Origin of the sequence: Sulfurimonas sp. HSL-1716 (assembly GCF_039645975.1) — a bacterium.
GTDB classification, from domain to species: domain Bacteria; phylum Campylobacterota; class Campylobacteria; order Campylobacterales; family Sulfurimonadaceae; genus Hydrocurvibacter; species Hydrocurvibacter sulfurireducens.
Window position 1 is genome coordinate 681,139 of record NZ_CP147918.1, and the last position, 14,526, is coordinate 695,664.

16 protein-coding genes are annotated in these 14,526 nt (G+C 42.4%); 11 read left to right on the forward strand and 5 right to left on the reverse strand.

Translation table 11 applies throughout. The annotated features are described in order from the left end of the window. The first annotated feature begins 2 nt into the window (after window positions 1-2). The 8 genes from WCY03_RS03615 to WCY03_RS03650 all read left to right on the forward strand — a co-directional run bounded on the left by WCY03_RS03615 (window position 3) and on the right by WCY03_RS03650 (window position 5,838). Complete coding sequence (locus WCY03_RS03615; protein WP_345993632.1) at window positions 3-401, forward strand: hypothetical protein; 399 nt, start codon at window positions 3-5, stop codon at window positions 399-401. Beyond that, the gene (gene rsmD / locus WCY03_RS03620) at window positions 391-978 is read left to right on the forward strand and encodes a 16S rRNA (guanine(966)-N(2))-methyltransferase RsmD (protein WP_345993633.1); all 588 of its coding nucleotides are present in this window, start codon (window positions 391-393) and stop codon (window positions 976-978) included. The genes WCY03_RS03615 and rsmD overlap by 11 nt, the downstream gene beginning before the upstream one ends. Before the next feature lie 49 nt (window positions 979-1,027). Then, window positions 1,028-2,074, forward strand: a complete 1,047-nt coding sequence (locus WCY03_RS03625; RefSeq protein WP_345993634.1) for a flagellar basal body P-ring protein FlgI — start codon at window positions 1,028-1,030, stop codon at window positions 2,072-2,074. Further along, window positions 2,074-2,394, forward strand: a complete 321-nt coding sequence (locus tag WCY03_RS03630) for a rod-binding protein (protein WP_345993635.1) — start codon at window positions 2,074-2,076, stop codon at window positions 2,392-2,394. Before WCY03_RS03625 ends, WCY03_RS03630 begins: the two co-directional genes overlap by 1 nt. Window positions 2,395-2,474: 80 nt before the next feature. Continuing rightward, window positions 2,475-2,687 (forward strand): flagellar biosynthesis anti-sigma factor FlgM, encoded by a 213-nt coding sequence (locus tag WCY03_RS03635; protein ID WP_345993636.1) that lies wholly within the window; start codon window positions 2,475-2,477, stop codon window positions 2,685-2,687. An 18-nt stretch (window positions 2,688-2,705) separates the two neighbouring features. Further along, complete coding sequence (locus tag WCY03_RS03640; protein WP_345993637.1) at window positions 2,706-3,134, forward strand: hypothetical protein; 429 nt, start codon at window positions 2,706-2,708, stop codon at window positions 3,132-3,134. A gap of 3 nt (window positions 3,135-3,137) precedes the next feature. Further along, complete coding sequence (flgK, locus tag WCY03_RS03645; protein WP_345993638.1) at window positions 3,138-5,024, forward strand: flagellar hook-associated protein FlgK; 1,887 nt, start codon at window positions 3,138-3,140, stop codon at window positions 5,022-5,024. 16 nt (window positions 5,025-5,040) lie between these two features. Further along, on the forward strand, window positions 5,041-5,838 hold the full coding sequence (locus tag WCY03_RS03650; RefSeq protein ID WP_345994059.1) for an ABC transporter permease: 798 nt from the start codon (window positions 5,041-5,043) through the stop codon (window positions 5,836-5,838). Here WCY03_RS03650 and WCY03_RS03655 read toward each other — a convergent pair whose 3' ends face one another. Continuing rightward, window positions 5,839-6,558 carry a hypothetical protein gene (locus WCY03_RS03655; RefSeq protein WP_345993639.1) on the reverse strand — a complete coding sequence of 240 codons (720 nt, stop codon included), beginning with the start codon at window positions 6,556-6,558 and terminating at the stop codon, window positions 5,839-5,841. Between the two features lie 96 nt (window positions 6,559-6,654). Here WCY03_RS03655 and gdhA point away from each other — a divergent pair, with 96 nt between their 5' ends. Next, on the forward strand, window positions 6,655-7,986 hold the full coding sequence (gdhA, locus tag WCY03_RS03660; RefSeq protein WP_345994060.1) for an NADP-specific glutamate dehydrogenase: 1,332 nt from the start codon (window positions 6,655-6,657) through the stop codon (window positions 7,984-7,986). A gap of 16 nt (window positions 7,987-8,002) precedes the next feature. On the opposite strand, the gene WCY03_RS03665 is transcribed toward gdhA, so the two are convergent. The 4 genes from WCY03_RS03665 to WCY03_RS03680 are packed head-to-tail and all read right to left on the reverse strand — an operon-like array spanning window position 8,003 to window position 11,694. After that, window positions 8,003-8,512: a phosphatidylglycerophosphatase A gene (locus WCY03_RS03665; protein WP_345993640.1), complete on the reverse strand. Its 510-nt coding sequence runs from the start codon at window positions 8,510-8,512 to the stop codon at window positions 8,003-8,005. 8 nt (window positions 8,513-8,520) lie between these two features. Continuing rightward, the gene (locus tag WCY03_RS03670) at window positions 8,521-9,711 is read right to left on the reverse strand and encodes a sulfate adenylyltransferase (protein ID WP_345993641.1); all 1,191 of its coding nucleotides are present in this window, start codon (window positions 9,709-9,711) and stop codon (window positions 8,521-8,523) included. Further along, the gene (locus tag WCY03_RS03675) at window positions 9,689-10,576 is read right to left on the reverse strand and encodes a response regulator (RefSeq protein WP_345993642.1); all 888 of its coding nucleotides are present in this window, start codon (window positions 10,574-10,576) and stop codon (window positions 9,689-9,691) included. The genes WCY03_RS03670 and WCY03_RS03675 overlap by 23 nt, the downstream gene beginning before the upstream one ends. Beyond that, entirely contained in the window at window positions 10,573-11,694 is a 1,122-nt protein-coding gene (locus WCY03_RS03680; RefSeq protein ID WP_345993643.1) for a bifunctional 2-C-methyl-D-erythritol 4-phosphate cytidylyltransferase/2-C-methyl-D-erythritol 2,4-cyclodiphosphate synthase, read from the reverse strand. Before WCY03_RS03680 ends, WCY03_RS03675 begins: the two co-directional genes overlap by 4 nt. 186 nt (window positions 11,695-11,880) lie before the next feature. Here WCY03_RS03680 and thiC point away from each other — a divergent pair, with 186 nt between their 5' ends. After that, window positions 11,881-13,248 carry a phosphomethylpyrimidine synthase ThiC gene (gene thiC / locus WCY03_RS03685; protein WP_345993644.1) on the forward strand — a complete coding sequence of 456 codons (1,368 nt, stop codon included), beginning with the start codon at window positions 11,881-11,883 and terminating at the stop codon, window positions 13,246-13,248. A 69-nt stretch (window positions 13,249-13,317) separates the two neighbouring features. Then, window positions 13,318-14,478, forward strand: coding sequence for an Mrp/NBP35 family ATP-binding protein (locus WCY03_RS03690; protein ID WP_345993645.1), 1,161 nt, complete (start codon window positions 13,318-13,320; stop codon window positions 14,476-14,478). Window positions 14,479-14,526 lie beyond the last annotated feature (48 nt).

The window sequence follows — 14,526 nt, forward strand, 5'->3', positions numbered from 1 at the left end:
CCATGAAAGTAGCCGTAAAATGTGAATCACCGCTCCTTCAAAAAAGTTTGGAACTTTTTTTGGGAAAATATTTAAGTCCGCTCAAAAGCTGTGATGTCGTGATCAGCGACCAAAAACTCGATATCGATAAAAAAAGTATCTACATATCCGATGATGAAAATGCAGATCTCGTAAAGCCTTTTTCAAGATCACAGCTTATTTTGGCTTTGGAAAAACTCATCAAAAGCGACAAAGAAGCAAAGAACATCCTTTCTCTTGTCGAAGATATAGATCAAAAAGAGGAGGCCGGATATAAACACGGTGAACTCGATTTTAGATTTTTACAGGAGCGGATTGAGAAGCTCACCAAAGAGTATCAGGAAAATCTGATAAAAACGATAAGAGCCTTTTATGAAAAATAGTTCCAGTCTCACAAAAAAAATAGTAGCGGGAAAATACAAAGGAAAAATTTTGAAGCTTCCCTCAAAGACGACGACGAGAAGTTCTAAAGGTATAGTCCTGGAGTCTTTTTTCAATACGATACAGTTCGATATTCTCGATGCTGTTTTTGTCGAGGTTTTTTCAGGAAGCGGTTCCATCGGGCTTGAAGCATTGAGCCGCGGAGCAGGCAGGATCATCTTTATGGAAAAGGATAGAGATGCCCTTCGTACGCTTCATGAGAATATCGCTCAGACAGATCCGTCTGCGTGCGAGGTGATAAGCGGGGATAGTTTTATCAATATAAAGACGGTCATATCAAGACTTAAAAATCTAGATACAAGCGCATACATCTACATAGATCCGCCGTTTTCTATAAGAGAGGGAATGGAAGATATCTATGACAAGACGATAGCGCTTATAGCAGGGTTCCCAAAAGAGCTTTGCGAGATGATAATCATAGAGCATATGAGCTCGCTGAAACTGCCTGAGACTATAAGTAAATACAGCAAAATCAAAACGAAAAAATTCGGTAACACCTCTTTGACATACTACAACTGATTATTGGAATAGATTTTGCTACCTTCTTTGCAATACGCAAGGACGGTATATGAAATCTTTTTTAATACTTTTATTTTTATCATTAACACTTCAAGCAACCAAGATAGGGGATATTTCATCCATAGTGGGAGTCCGGGAAAATCAAGTCATCGGTTACTCTTTGGTCGTCGGTCTTCAAAAGACGGGTGACGGTACGACTTCGAAGTTCACTCTTCAATCAATTGCAAATATGCTAAAAGCGATGAACATAGATATGAACCCTGTGGATATAAAATCAAAAAATGTCGCGGCAGTGGTCGTAACCGCAAAGATAGGACCTTTTGCAAAACAGGGAGATAAGCTTGACGTCACCGTTTCATCTATCGGAGATGCAAAGTCGCTGCAAGGCGGTACGCTTTTGATGACACCTTTAAAAGGGGTCGACGGTAAGATATATGCACTTGCACAAGGACCGGTCAGTATAGGCGGAAAAAATGACCGCGGGGCGGGAAGTGCATCTCATCCTACTGCCGGTATCGTCTATTCCGGCGGTATGATAGAACGCGAGATCAATATCGACCTTTACCATCAAAAATATGCAACGCTCTCCTTAAAGGAATCGAACTTTGAAAATGCCGTCGCGGTGCAAAAAGCGATAAATGCGCTTTACCACACGCAAATAGCGGTCGCACTCGACCCCCGTACCATCAAACTTGAACGCCCTACGAATCTTTCGATGACGGAGTTCTTGTCTCAGATAGAAAATATCGATATGAACTATACGCCCGAGAACAAGATCGTCATCAACGAAAGAACGGGAACTATAATTGCTGGAGTTGATATAGAGATAAAACCGGTGATAATCACGCAGGGTGACATAACCATCAAGATCAAACAATCGGATCAGCCACAGACCCCTGCGGGAAGTATGAAGATAGATAACGATCTGGTTATCGGATTAAATGAAAACGAGGTTTATACGAAAAAAGGGACTACAACCGTAGCCAATATCGTAAGATCTCTCCAAAAACTAGGTGCGTCGCCTAAAGCGATCATATCGATACTCGAAGCTATGAAAAGCGCGGGTTCTATCTCGGCAGATCTGGAGGTGATTTAATGAGCTCTTCTATAAATTCCGCTTTTTTACAGCAGGCGATGTTGGCTAAAGATATAAGTTCAACGCCAAAGATAGAAGCGACGACGGATAATAAAAAACTGCGCGAACAGACGGATGCGTTTGAGTCGATCATAATAAAGATGATGATGGATAATGCAATGAAAGATGAGAAAAATCTTTTCTCATCTCAGAAGGATCCTGGAGATAAAATATATAAATCCATGTATCGTGAGGAGTTGAGTAAAGCGAGTGCGGGAAGTTTTGGTTTTTCACAGATGTTATATGACTATCTAAGTCAAAAGTCGGGCAAGATAAACTAAAAAAAATAGTTTATCAGCCGATATAGAGATATAGATCATAAACTAAAATAAATTCTCATTTCGAGAAAAAAGGAATATCGATGATATCTCAATTGAACAGTGCGGGTATCAAAACGGCGTATCAAAACGGCGGCACTGAACCCAAGACGAATGCTAAAAAAACCCAGGAGATGAACAAAGAGGCGGATATGAGCAAAGTAGACCAGCTTAAAGAATCTATTCAATCCGGCGAGTACAAGATCAATTTACAGGCTTTGTCCAAACGCATAGCCGACGAGTTGATGCCAAACTAAAAAACATAGGAGTTTATGATGCTATTACACCATTTAAAAAGTGCTTTAAAAGATCTTGAAGATCTTATAAGCATAACGCAGACTGATATAGAAGATATAAAAGAGGCGAAACAGAGTCCTCAGTTTGATCGCATACCTTTAAAAGATGAAAAGATCAAGAGCTTCGAATCGAAAAAGGCGATGATCGATCATGAAATATCCAAACTCATGAGCGCAAACCCGCAAAAAGATCTCTCTGATCTGCTTAACGACGAGCAGCATAAAGCTCTTGACGAGCTCAAAGAGGGATTGTCGAACTTGAGAGATATAAATCAGAGATATGCGAAAATGGTCCTTACGGTAAGTTCATTCTACAATACGCTGTTGGAGCGTATTGTTCCGACAGAGATGAACGGATACAATAAGGTAGCATCAAAAAAACCATCATTTTTGGAAATAAGAGCGTAGATCATGGCATCAATATTCAATACATTAGGCATAGGTTATTCGGGGTTGAACGCGGCACAGCTCGGTATCGATACGACCGGGCATAATATATCAAATGCCAACACTGACGGCTATACCCGCCAAAGAGTGGTTACAGAGGCCGCTCCTCCTATAAGCAATGTAACTCCGGGCGCCGTAGGAAACGGTACTCAGGTTCAGCAGATAGCCCGTATCTTTGATCAGTTCGTATTTAACAACTACAGCTCTACCTCTGCAGACAAAGAGGCTTCGGATTTTACAAAAAGCACGCTGCAGCAGCTATCGACGTTTTTCCCTGAGATAGACAATGTCGGTATCAAATCGGATATGCATGCATATTACGATCTTTGGCAGTCTCTTTCGGACAATCCCGATAACAATGCGGTCAAAGTAGCTCTTGCACAGCAGACACAGACGCTTACACAGCATATACAAAGTACAAAATCTCAAGTGACCGATCTTCAAAATCAGTTAAATGATCAGTTAAAGATCAATATCGATGAAGTCAATAAGATCGCAAAAGAGATAGCAAGCATAAATCTTGCCATAAACAATGCCGAATCCGGCGGAATCAATAATGCCAACGATTTAAGAGATAAAAGAAACACTCTTGAACTTTCGCTATCCAAACTGGTGGGAGCCACCGTCTTTAACGGTACAGTACAGTCCAATACCGCGGTCGATTCGAACATCGCGACCGCATCGGGAAGTTATAATATAAGCATATCGGGATTTAACCTGGTCGACGGTACGTCTTATCACCCGATAGGAATAGACAATACGGATAACGCTAGCGGGATGTACGATCTTTATTACGAACGTCAAGACGGTGTAAAGATACCGTTTGCCCAGGAGATACAGGGCGGCAAAGTCGGTGCCATTCTTGACCTGCGGGGTTCTACGTTAAATACGACGGACGGTGTACCGACGGACGGCGTTTTGCAAAATGTCAAAGATCAGCTGGATTCGTTTGCCGCGGGGCTTATAGAAAACACGAATAACGTGTATGCAAAAAGTTCCGATACCGTGATGCAGTCAAATCCGGTATATCTGGATCCATCAGGTACTTTGGTGAGTTCCGGTCTGAATGTAAAAAAGGGTAGTTTTGATGTTGTCTTATACGATATAAACGGAAACGAAACAGCAAGGCGTACGATCACTATAGATGATCTTACAACGCTTACAAGCGGAACCGATTCGATCAAAGACCAGATAGAAACCAATAAAGACGATAACGGAGACAATAACGCCAACAACGATATCGACGATTTCCTATCTGTAAATTACGACACTTATCCTCCGGGCGGTTCTTTGTCGATCAATCTAAAAAATTCCGATCTGGTATCTCAGGGGTATACGTTCGCGATACAGGATAATCTCGACAGTAGCAACAGCTTTGGTTCGGGGACCAATTTTGCAGGAGCGTTTGGAATGCATAAATTCTTTGACGGAACGAATGCAAGCGATATCGGTCTGGCATACGATCTCAAAAGCGATCCTACGAAGATATCGGCGCATGCCGCTCCGATATCGGGAAATAACGACGTATCTCTTGACATGGTGCAGTCACAGTTTGAAAAAATAGATTTTACGCAGACCAACAGTGATGTAACATACAACGATACCGTTTATGGCATGTTCGATACGATTGCAACGGGAGTCGGAACACAGACAAATGCTGCAGTACTTGCAAATGATACTATCACGGCAAAATACAATGCCGTACAGCAGGAATACAATTCCGTTTCGCAGGTCAATATAGATGAAGAGATGAGCAATCTCATCCGCTATCAGACATCTTACGGCGCCGCGGCAAAGGTGATAACGACCGTAGATCAGATGATGAACACGCTGCTTGGTATTAAACAGTAGAGAGTAAAGAGCATTGATTCCCTATTTTAGCATCGCTGTCCTTGTGTCGGTGATGCTTTTTAGTTTTACAGGTTCTTTTTTTTACACGGTATCTCCTTCGGATCTTCACACAGGGGCTATTCTCTCTCCCCCTTCGACACATTTTCTTCTCGGTACCGACAGGCTCGGACGCGATCTTTTGGCACGTTTGATAGAGGGTGGAAAAGTCTCTTTGATCATCGGTATCGTAAGTGCTTTTATTGCGACTTTTGTCGGGCTTATCATTGGTGCGACCGCAGGATATTTAAGAGGAAAAGTGGATAAGGCTTTTGTCGTTATTGTAGATATTTTCTTGACCTTTCCCACTTTTTTTCTGCTTTTAGCGCTTGTCAGTTATGTCAACGCTTCGGTCTGGGTATTGATCGTCATCATCTCCATAACGGGATGGATGACGACGGCAAGGCTGATCAGAAGCGAGAGTTACGCTATCACTTCACAACCTTTTATTAAGATCTTAAACATTGCAAAAGTCTCGAAGTGGAAGATACTGCTGAAGTATTATGCACCGCTTTTAGCACCCATCTATTTTGTCAGTTTTACTTTTGGCGTGGGCGGAGCGATCCTTGCCGAATCCGGGCTCAGTTTTCTCGGTCTTGGCATCGTCGCTCCCCAGATGAGCTGGGGAACGATCATAAGCGACGGCAAAGAGGTTATAGAGATAGCGTGGTGGGTAAGTTTCTTTCCCGGGCTTTTGATATTCCTTATCACGTTCTCACTGATAAACATATCGAACTATCTGCAGCAGCTGACAAATAAAAAAGAGATCAGAGAATAATCATTCTGTGCTCTCATCCTCGATATTTTCCAGATTTGAATAACCAAAAAGTCTGCGGTATAAAACGCCGTTTGTCATAAACGACAGAGGCAGTACCCATATAAAACCTATTCCAAACGTCAATAGGCTGAGTATGCTTAAAAATATAAGGATAAGATAGACTCCGAAAAACTTGAACCATCTCTTTCGTACGACCTTAAAGGAGGTTTTCATCGCATCTAGGATGTCAAGCTGTTTATCGATGATAAGAGGGATGACAAAAGCAAAAGTGATGCTTAGATATATTCCCGGTATTATAAGCAGAAGAAAGCCTATGATGACAACTGCATTAACAAACAGCGATGCAAATACCAGCGGCCACACCAGGACATAATAGTTGAAAATGGAAAGAACTTCTATTTTTTTATGCGCCGCTCTTTTGATAGCCATCATCACGATACCGGAAATTATTGGCATAAGGATAGGAAGAGAAAGCAGGGATTGCGCTTGTTCACTCAAAAAACCTTTTAAAAACTCATGCGAATCGTAATAGATTTTAGGATCAAAAATGTACGATAAAAGGGTAGACAAGACGACGGCTACCAAGATATATAGGATGAACGAAACATTTAAGATGAGTTTTGCGCCGTTTGTCAGCTCCCATGCTTCGGATAATATCTCTTTTATAGTGAAGTCATACTCTTGGTTGAGAGCGCTGTCAAGTGAACCATTTTCCTGCATTGTGTCTTTTCCATGAATTTTATTTGATATAATCATAACATACATTAGAAAATTAATGATGGAGAGTGCATGTTTGAGACTGTAAAAGATGAACTTATGAAATTTGAAAATTCCAATTGTGCCGAAGACAGTATCTTCTTTCAGGCTATGGAGGAGGTCATATATTCGATATCTCCGCTGCTGGAATCTGATCCGAAATATAAAAGGTATGCGATTCTGGAACGTTTGGTCGTTCCGGACAGAGTTATCAAGTTCCAAGTTACATGGCTGGACGACAACAACAAGATACAGGTAAACACCGGATACAGAGTCCAGTTTAACAATGCGCTGGGACCGTATAAAGGCGGTCTTCGTTTCCATCCGACGGTCAATGAAGGGGTGTTGAAATTTCTTGGTTTTGAGCAGATACTGAAAAATTCGCTTACGGGTCTGCCAATAGGCGGTGCAAAAGGGGGAAGCGATTTCAATCCGAAAGGAAAAAGCGATTTTGAAATCATGAAGTTCTGTTCTGCTTTCATGACCGAACTGCATAAATATATCGGACCGCGTATCGATGTTCCGGCAGGTGACATAGGAGTGGGATCCCGCGAGATAGGGTATCTGTTTGGTGAATATAAAAAGATAACATCTTCATATGACGGGGTGCTTACGGGAAAACCCTATATGTTCGGCGGTTCTCTTATGAGACCAGAAGCGACGGGTTACGGACTTGTCTATTTCACCCAGGCGATGCTCGAACATGAAAAGAAAGACCCTTTAACGGGAAAAGTATGTACAGTCAGCGGTGCGGGGAACGTGGCTATCCATACGATAGAAAAACTCCAGGAGATCGGAGCCATAGTCGTCACCTGCTCGGATTCCGAAGGAATGCTGTATGACAGCAGAGGCGTGGATTTAAAACTTATAAAAGAGATCAAACTCGAAAGAAGAGGAACACTAAAAGAGTATCTGGAGGTCTATAAGGATGTGAACTATATTCCGGTAGCCGATTATCCAGACGGCGGACACTCTGTGTGGACGATACCTTGTTATGCGGCATTCCCCTGCGCAACGCAAAACGAACTAACGGAAGTGGATGCCAAGAATCTCATTGCAAACGGATGTGTTTCCGTGAGCGAAGGTGCGAATATGCCTTCGACTCCCAAAGCTACGGAGCTTTTTCTGACAAATAAAATATGTTTTGCGCCCGCAAAAGCTGCCAATGCAGGCGGTGTTGCCGTCAGCGAGTTCGAGATGAGTCAAAACGCTTCTATGCAGAAATGGTCGTTTGACATGGTCGATGAAAGATTAAAAGAGACGATGACGCAGATATGTAAACGCGTCGCTTTAACGGCAAAGGATTACGGAGTCGAAGGCAACTATGTAGACGGTGCGAATATCGCAGGATTTAAAAGAGTCGCCGATGCGATGATAACAGAGGGTATATAGCCTTTAAATACAAAGGCTATGAAAAGTACTGTTGCAGTTTTAAGATTATCTGCCAGACAAGCGCAGAGGATATTCCCGCTGCAAATCCTGCAACGATATCGTCTGCCATCACTCCGAGTCCCCCTGTCATCTTTTTATCTATCCTGCCGATAATAGAAGGCTTCTTGATATCAAAATATCTGAAAAACACAAAAGAGAGAATCGCTTGAATGACAAATCCGTTTTCATAGTTGAAGATATTGTCAAAATCAAGCATAACGCCAGGTGCGATGCTAAGGGCAAGCCACATGCCTGCCAGTTCGTCTATGACAATGCGTTTGTCGTCATGGACTGCGCTTTTTTGCTCATATTTGTTTATCTCTTTGACTGCGATTGCGGAGATCAAAAGCGTTAATGTGAACATAAGCTGAGAGCCGAGATACGCCGATAGGGGTATGCCGAGGATAAGGGCGACCAAAGAACCGACGGTGCCGGGTGCTTTTGGAAAAAGTCCGCTGTATCCCAATGTTATGAAAAACCAGTTCATCATCACCCTTATGTCAAAGATGTCGTTTGATAAAGTGTCATAAGCTCTTTATAAAAATCTTCTTCGGTATGGTTCTCTAGGAGCCCTCCGATAGGAAGAAGGTTATAGTAAAGCTTTTCAAGATTTGTAAACCTGTTTATAAACATTTTGGAGAGCAGTAACGCCGATATCTCTTTTCTCACTAAAACGGCAGGAGGAACGATGCCGAGTTTTAAAAGCTCGAGTATCGACTCGGCATGATAAGAGATATGGTGATGCTGTCCGTGCGGGCAGGTACTCGTACTGACTAAAGTCTTGCAGACATTGCAGTAGACATATTCGCTTGCGATAGAGATCTCGATATCCAGATCCGTTACACGGTCGAGGATGGATTTGTGCGTGTTGCTGTCATAGTACATCCCAAGTCCTGCATGGTTTTGCCCGATAGTAAGTTTTGTACAGCCGTAGTTCTTCGCGACGATCGCATCGATGATTATTTCGTTGATCCCTGCAAAGATATAGTTTGATTCAAGAGGAACAATGATAACCCTGTTCTTTGGCAGATAGTTGTCCGTAAAATGTTTGAGAGCTTCATATCTGATACTGTATTTGAGGTCTGCCGTCTCATATGGCTTGAGCAAAAAGATGACTGTCAGATCGCTGTTTTCCAGCGACTGTCTGATAAGGCGTTCATGTGCTCTGTGCAGAGGATTTACCGCCATCATCAAAGCTGTGATGTTTTTTGCACCGATAAGATCGATAGAGTTCTTTATGTAATCTTTGTGAAGATTGGGTACCTCTTTAGCAAGTGTATATTCACCGCAGACCGCATATTTTCCAAGGCGTTTGCTTGTCTGTCTTACGCCGGGATGTGTTTCGTCATCCGTTCCGTATATGTGGCGGAGTCTCTCTTTTGGATCTATCTCAAAAACTTCGTCGACGATAAGCGTGGCAAAAAGTTTTTCGTTACAGATAAGGTCGAGTTCGTCGCCTGCTTTTGCTTCTTTAAGGACGCTCGCATTGCGTTTTCCCGAAGGAGCGAGGATGAACGGAAAAGGGAATGTTTTTTTATTTATCGTCGAAGTGGAGAGTACTTCTGAAACTTCTCTTTTATTCATCAACGAAGTCGCAGGGTATAACAGGCCCGCTTTTAAAAACTCTAAAGCCGATGCTGCTTCAGGATCTATGAACAGGGAATTATTTTTTCTTTGTGATGCCATATTTCTTTCTCTTTTCCCATAAGCTTTTTCTTGAGATTCCAAGTTTTTTGGAGAGTTCCGTATCAGGAAACTTGTGTTGATAATTTAAAACAATATATTTTACATAATCTTCGATAGGAAGTATATCGCTTTGGTCGAATATATTATTGTCGCTTTTGATCTCTACGATATCAAAATCCACGTCATCTATCTTATCCGTACTGGATACTATCACATTTCTGTCTTTTATAAGGTCTAAAAACTCTTTTTTCTCGGATTTTTTGATTACTTGAAAATCCGTAACATAAATGATGGTACTGATCGGCAGGGAAGCTATCTCGCTCATCGCTTTTGGATTTGTCAGTGAGACAAAATAAAGAGGTTTATTTTGCTTGTTCGCATATTTAAAAGCAAAGGAATCCGAATATTTTTGAAAGTTGCACGAGATAAATAGAGGCAGCTCAAGATTTTCAAAATTATGTTCGCTTGAGATTGAGGAGAAACTGTGGTTGAGATATCTTTCATACGATTCGGACTGGCGTTTGAGTCTTTCATAATCCTGAAAATGATTGATCTTGCGGATCAGTTCTTCGATCATAAACGGTTTTAAGATGTAATCCTTTGCACCCGCCGAGAGCGGTTTTGAAACGGTATCGTTGCTGATATATGATACCATCAGGATGACAATAGAGTTTTTAAACGCTTCTATAATCGGGTTGAAGTCCTGCCCGTTTATATTGGTAGAAAGAAGCACGACATCGTAAAGATTGCTTTTAAGCGCATCTTTCGTTGATGTACACATATCACAGATGTGACCCAGTTCCCCCAGCTTTGTCGCAATGCTTTGTGCCAGATAAATTTCATTTTCGATGATTAGTATTTTCACTTATTTGTCCAATTAAAGTAGTTTAACGAAGCAGTAGACTGTACGCCTACTCCCTCTTTTCTTCCGATAAAACCCAGTTTTTCCGTTGTCGTTGCTTTTACGTTGACACGAAAAACAGGGATCTGCAGTATCGAAGACAATGTCTTTCTCATAATCTCTTTATACGCTCCGATCCTTGGAGTTTCGGCGATTATGGTTATGTCTACGTTTACTATACTATACCCAAAACTATAAAGACTCGTAACTACCTCTTTGAGCAGTATTTTCGAATCTATCCCCTTATAGCTTTCATCACTGTCGGGAAAAAGCGTACCGATGTCGCCCATTCCCGCGGCTCCCAAAAGAGCATCTATAAGTGAATGAATAGCTACGTCCCCGTCGCTGTGAGCTTTGAATCCAAAACTGTTTTCGATCTTCACTCCGCATAAGAACATTTCGCCTTTGTCGTCAAATGCATGGACATCAAACCCGTTTCCTATTAAAGCGGCGTTTGCGGGTCCTTTAAGACATTCCATCTCTTTGACATCACCTGCAAACGTAAGTTTAAAAGCATTTTCTTCTCCTTCAACAAATATCCTGCTACCCCCGCTTGCGGCTATAGCACTGCTTTCGTCCGTATATTCGATGTCGGTATCCAAAGCCTTTCTCAGCGTATCGGTGCGGGAGAGCTGAGGAGTCTGGATGCGGAGAACTTTGTCTCTGTCGATCGTGTTTTTGTCATACACGACGGTATCGTTTACGTTCAAAGCCGGGACGATGCAGTCGGCCTCATCTTTTTTTTCTAAAATTTTAGCGAGCATCGCGTCGCTTATACAGGATCTTGCCACATCGGTAACAAGGACATACGGCGTATCTACATGCTTTAATGCATTTTTCAAAGATGCCTGACGGGATGCTCCGCCCTCTACTATTTTATTTTGTGTGTAACTGTGCATAAAGGTAACGTCGTGCTTTGATGCCGTTATAATGATATTTGAAAATATTTTTGCTTTTTCAAATCGGGAAGCTACAAAAAGCCATAACGGTTCATGACCGATTCTTAACCATTGCTTCTTAATAGGGCTGTTAAAGCGGGTAGAACCGCCGGCTGCAAGAATAATTAGTGTTAAATCAGACAAAAATTCTCCTGTTTTTCCTAAAACTGTTACGAAATTATACAGTGAAAAAGCTTTTTTTTATCTTGTTTGTGTAAAATTCTGGAAGTTTAAAATTAGTTGAAAATTTTTTTATTGTTAAATATACAGATGGTAATTTTTTGTGCGGTCTTGTATAAGTACAAAAGAGTTTGTAATAAGGAGAAATAAATGAGAAGCGAATGGCTTAAAAAACGCCAGAACGATCCTGTTCGTACTCAGATGTATTATGCCAAACAGGGCATAATAACTGAGGAGATGGAATATATTGCAAAAATAGAGGATCTTTCGCCCGAACTGGTTCGCAGCGAGATTGCGCGCGGAAGACTTATTATTCCTGCAAACGTCAATCATACTTCATTGGAGCCGATGGCTATAGGCCTTGCCGCTAAATGCAAGATAAACGCAAATATAGGTTCGTCTGCAATTGCAAGCGACGTACAAGGCGAGATAGAGAAGGTTCAGGTTTCTCAGCATTATAAAGCAGATACGGCGATGGACCTCTCTACCGGCGGAGATCTCGATGAGATACGAAAAGCTGTAATTGCAAACTCTAAAATACCTATAGGCACGGTGCCTATTTATCAGATACTGCATGATGTAGGAAACAAGATAGAAGCTTTGAGCATAGATGTTATGCTTGAAGTTTTGGAACGTCAGGCAAAGCAGGGCGTGAGTTATTTTACTATTCATGCCGGTTTCTTACTGGAAACGATGCCTAAGGTTGCAAAACGTAAAATGGGAATAGTCAGCCGCGGCGGCAGTCTTATGGCTGCATGGATGATGCATTATCATAAAGAGAACCCTTTTTATACGGCGTTTGACGAAATACTCGATATCTGTGCGAAATATGATGTGTCTTTGTCTCTGGGCGACTCTCTTCGTCCTGGATGTTTGGCTGATGCAAGCGACGATGCACAGTTAGGAGAGCTTAAAGTACTCGGTGAACTGACACTTCGTGCATGGGAGAAGAACGTTCAGGTTATGATCGAAGGGCCAGGACATGTTCCTCTTAATCAGATTGAACGCAATATGAAAATACAGCGTGAGCTTTGTCATGAAGCGCCTTTTTATATTTTGGGACCGCTTGTCACGGATATCGCTGCGGGATATGACCATATCTCCTCGGCGATCGGTGCTGCTGTGGGAGGATGGCACGGGGCAAGTATGCTTTGTTATGTTACTCCAAAAGAGCATCTGGGCCTTCCGAATGCAGAGGATGTCCGTGAAGGGATCATCGCATACAAGATCGCCGCCCATGCCGCTGATATCGCCCGCGGCCGCAAAGGTGCCAGAGACGTGGACGACGAGATGAGTGACGCAAGATATGCGTTTAACTGGGAGAAACAGTTCGAACTCGCGCTCGATTCTGAACGTGCCCGCGAATATCATGACGAGACACTGCCTCAAGACGTGTTCAAAGAGGCAGAGTTCTGTTCGATGTGCGGACCTAAATTCTGCAGTTATAAGATAACTCAAAATATTATGGAAAATACCGAAGAACTTGAAAGAATAATAGAAGAAAACAAAGCAGTGTAAACAAATTTTAGATAGAAGGAGTTAGCCCCTTCGTCGTAATAAATCAAATGAAAAGGAAAATAAAAATAGATGACTCAAGAGATTGTTAAATCAGCACTTTCAAAAGTGATGTATCCGGGATTTACGAAAGATATCGTAACTTTCGGATTCGTAAATAATATAAATATCAGCGGAACAGCCGTTAGTTTATCGGTGGATATCACATCAAGTGCGCCTGAAGTAGCCGCACAGATAAAAGATGATGCGACGGCTGAACTAAAAGCAGCAGGTGCGACGGATATAAATATTACTATCAATGCTCCGAAAATGCCTAGAGAAAGTTCATCTCACGGGAAGAACATCGCTCCTCAAGTCAAAAACTTTTTAATGGTCAGTTCAGGAAAAGGAGGAGTCGGTAAATCCACTACATCCGTAAACATCGCTATCGCACTTGCGATGCAGGGGAAAAAAGTGGGACTGCTTGATGCTGATATCTACGGTCCGAACGTTCCTCGTATGTTAGGTGTCGAAACGCTTAGACCGGAAGTAAACGGGAACAAAGTCCTTCCGATCAAAGCGTACGGAATCGAGATGATGTCCATGGGCTCACTTATGGAAGAGGGACAGTCGCTGATCTGGCGCGGTGCTATGATCATGAAAGCGATCGAACAGTTCCTGCGCGATATATTATGGAGTGAACTGGATGTCTTGGTCATCGACATGCCTCCGGGAACGGGTGATGCGCAGCTTACTCTTGCTCAAAGCGTCCCTGTTACGGCCGGTTTGACCGTCACGACTCCGCAGATGGTTTCACTTGACGATTCAAGACGTTCGTTAGATATGTTTAAAAAACTTAACATTCCGATAGCGGGGATCGTGGAAAATATGAGCGGTTTCATCGCTCCTGATACCGGTGTCGAGTATGACATCTTCGGTAAAGGTACGAGTGAACCTATGGCTAAAGAGTTCGATACGAACATAATTGCCGAGATACCTATCGAGCCTGCCGTAAGAACGGGAGGAGACGAAGGAAAACCTATCGTTTATGCTACGCCTGCAAGTGAAACGGCAAAACGTTACATGGCGGCAGCTGAAAAGATTTGGGCTATGATAGAAAAGATAAATGATGAGGGCGGTGTGGACAATCAGGCTATTCAGCCAAATACACCTCCTGGCGTGAGTGCATGTTCGACGGCCGCTTCGACACCGAAAAAACATGAAGAAAATTCAGACGGCTGCGGCTGCCATTAATCTTTATTCCTTATATGCAAAGTCGCGCATATAAGGAGTTTTTTTCTT

Excerpts from the sequence above, each read along its gene's own strand:
- WCY03_RS03635 (WP_345993636.1), top strand. The coding sequence starts at position 2,475 with ATGATATCTCAATTGAACAGTGCGGGTATCAAAACGGCGTATCAAAAC.
- WCY03_RS03655 (WP_345993639.1), bottom strand. The coding sequence starts at position 6,558 with ATGCAGGAAAATGGTTCACTTGACAGCGCTCTCAACCAAGAGTATGAC.
- WCY03_RS03670 (WP_345993641.1), bottom strand. The coding sequence starts at position 9,711 with ATGGCATCACAAAGAAAAAATAATTCCCTGTTCATAGATCCTGAAGCA.
- WCY03_RS03630 (WP_345993635.1), top strand. The coding sequence starts at position 2,074 with ATGAGCTCTTCTATAAATTCCGCTTTTTTACAGCAGGCGATGTTGGCT.
- WCY03_RS03640 (WP_345993637.1), top strand. The coding sequence starts at position 2,706 with ATGCTATTACACCATTTAAAAAGTGCTTTAAAAGATCTTGAAGATCTT.
- WCY03_RS03615 (WP_345993632.1), top strand. The coding sequence starts at position 3 with ATGAAAGTAGCCGTAAAATGTGAATCACCGCTCCTTCAAAAAAGTTTG.
- WCY03_RS03625 (WP_345993634.1), top strand. The coding sequence starts at position 1,028 with ATGAAATCTTTTTTAATACTTTTATTTTTATCATTAACACTTCAAGCA.
- rsmD (WP_345993633.1), top strand. The coding sequence starts at position 391 with ATGAAAAATAGTTCCAGTCTCACAAAAAAAATAGTAGCGGGAAAATAC.
- WCY03_RS03690 (WP_345993645.1), top strand. The coding sequence starts at position 13,318 with ATGACTCAAGAGATTGTTAAATCAGCACTTTCAAAAGTGATGTATCCG.
- flgK (WP_345993638.1), top strand. The coding sequence starts at position 3,138 with ATGGCATCAATATTCAATACATTAGGCATAGGTTATTCGGGGTTGAAC.
- gdhA (WP_345994060.1), top strand. The coding sequence starts at position 6,655 with ATGAAATTTGAAAATTCCAATTGTGCCGAAGACAGTATCTTCTTTCAG.
- thiC (WP_345993644.1), top strand. The coding sequence starts at position 11,881 with ATGAGAAGCGAATGGCTTAAAAAACGCCAGAACGATCCTGTTCGTACT.
- WCY03_RS03665 (WP_345993640.1), bottom strand. The coding sequence starts at position 8,512 with ATGAACTGGTTTTTCATAACATTGGGATACAGCGGACTTTTTCCAAAA.